1 protein-coding gene is annotated in these 1,757 nt (G+C 68.1%); it reads left to right on the top strand.

What is annotated here, in order from left to right; all coding sequences use genetic code 11:
* Positions 1-51: 51 nt before the first annotated feature.
* Positions 52-1,757, top strand: a 1,706-nt coding sequence (locus tag BGN91_RS06120) for a toprim domain-containing protein (RefSeq protein WP_292611453.1), incomplete at its 3' end; no start/stop codon positions are given.

Raw genomic sequence — 1,757 nt, 5'->3', positions numbered from 1 at the left:
TATCTCGCCGACGACGGGACTGCCAAAGCGCCGGTCGATAACCCGCGCAAGATGCTGGCCTCGGTCGCGGGCGGCGCCGTGCGTCTTGCCAATCTGACGGACGATCACGTCGTTGGACTCGCCGAGGGCATCGAGACCGCGCTCTCGGTGATGATGGCCTGCGCACGCCTGCCGGTCTGGGCCACGCTCTCGACCTCCAACCTTGAACAGGTGGTGCTACCCGCGGAAGCGCGGAAGGTCGTGCTTCTTGCCGACCACGATCCTTCCGGCGCCGGTGCACGTGCCGCAGCGGCCGCTGCCGCCCGATTGCATGCCGAAGGCCGGCGCGTCTTCATCGCCATGCCGCCCAAGGAAGGCGAGGACTTCAATGATTTGTTGGTGCGCGAAGGCGTCGATGCCGTGCGTAGGGTCGTTGAGTCGGCGGTCGAGTGGAACGGCCAAGGCAGCGACGAAAGCATGGCCCTCGTCGTCGACAGCGGCACCCACAGGCCAATCGGTCTCTCGTTGCCCGAGAACGCGCGACCGCAACTGCGCGCCGACAACGGCGATCTCGCCGGTGCGGTCTCGCAGGCCTGGCGAATCCTGCTCGCCGCCAACAATCCGCCCTGGTTGTTCCGTGCCGCCGGATGCCCGACTTGGGTGGTGCGCGACGACGACGGCCTGCCTATGGCAAAGCCGCTCACCGAGGATCGCTTGCGCCCGGTCCTCGCCCAGCTCGTCGACTGGCGAAAGATTAATCGCAAAGGCGAACTCGTCCCGGCTCATCCGCCCCTGGCGGTGATCAAGTCGATCCTCGCCACGCCCGATCCGGCACTGCCAGTGCTCGCCGGCATCGTCACCACGCCGGTGTTCGGCCGCGACGGCGATCTCATAACCGAACCCGGCTACCATCCGGCGGCGCGTCTCCTTTACGACCCGCCCAAGGACTTCGTCCTGCCGCCCATCGCCATGAAGCCGACGCCCGCAGATATCACGGCGGCGCGGTCATTGCTGCTCGACGATCTCCTGGGCGAGTTTCCGTTCACCGGCGAGGCCGAGCGGGCACACGCGCTGGCGCTGCTGCTTGTCGGCTTCGTGCGCGCCATGATCGACGGGCCGACGCCGCTGCACCTGGTCGAGAAGCCAACCCAAGGCACCGGCGCGACCTTGATGGTGGACGCGATTTCGGTGATCGCGACCGGCTGCCGCGCCAGCGTCATGGTCGAGGGCAGCGACGACGAGGAATGGCGCAAGCGTCTGACCGCCAAGCTGCGCCAGATCCCGTCGGTCGTGCTGATCGACAATCTGCGCCGTCCGCTCGACTCTTCGGCGCTCGCGGCCGCGCTCACCGCGCCGTTCTGGGAAGACCGCGTGCTCGGCGCTTCGGAGACGACGCGGCTGCCGGTCCGCTGCATCTGGATCGCCACCGGCAATAATCCCGAGTTCTCGGGCGAGATGGCGCGCCGTCTTGTGCGCATCCGGCTCGACGCCCGCGTCGACCAGCCCTGGCGGCGCAAAGGTTTCCGCCATCCCGACCTCATTGGCTGGGTTAACGCCAACCGGGCGGACCTCGTCGCCGCCTGCCTGTCGCTCTGCCGCGGCTGGATCGCGGCGGGCATGCCGCGCGGAGCTAAGCACATCGGCAGCTTCGAAGCCTGGGCCGCCGTCATGGGCGGTCTGCTCGAAGCGATCGGGGTTCCAGGCTTCCTCAGCAACATCGACGAGATGCTCGACGCCTCCGACGGCGAGGGCGCGGTCTGGCGCGTATTCGTCGGGCA

The organism is Nitrobacter sp. 62-13 (assembly GCF_001896955.1).
GTDB lineage: Bacteria > Pseudomonadota > Alphaproteobacteria > Rhizobiales > Xanthobacteraceae > Nitrobacter.
This window is presented reverse-complemented; position numbering and strand designations above follow the sequence as displayed.